Raw genomic sequence first — 324 nt, 5'->3', positions numbered from 1 at the left:
GACCTCCCGCGGGCTCCTGGTCGCGGTGCTGCGGAACGGCCGGCGCCCGATCTTCGCGATCAACCCGCTCGCCGCCGCCCGATACCGAGACCGGCACGGTGTCTCGCGCAAGAAGTCCGACCCCGGCGACGCCCTGGTCCTGGCCAACATCCTGCGCACCGACATGCACGCGCACCGGCCGCTGCCCCGCGACAGCGAACTCGCCAAGGCCGTCGCGGTCCTGGCCCGCGCCCAGCAGGACGCGATCTGGTCCCGCCAACAGATCTGCAACCAGGTCCGCTCGCTGCTGCGCGAGTACTACCCCGCGGCGCTGGACGCCTTCCT

General features: G+C 72.5%; 1 protein-coding gene. It reads left to right on the top strand.

Going from position 1 to position 324, the window contains the following annotated elements; genetic code table 11:
- The coding region (locus GT354_RS16870; RefSeq protein WP_161357124.1) for a transposase at positions 1-324 on the top strand (324 nt) is incomplete at both ends.

The sequence above is a fragment of the Streptomyces sp. SID3343 genome (assembly GCF_009865215.1).
Taxonomy (GTDB): Bacteria; Actinomycetota; Actinomycetes; order Streptomycetales; family Streptomycetaceae; genus Embleya.
This window is presented reverse-complemented; position numbering and strand designations above follow the sequence as displayed.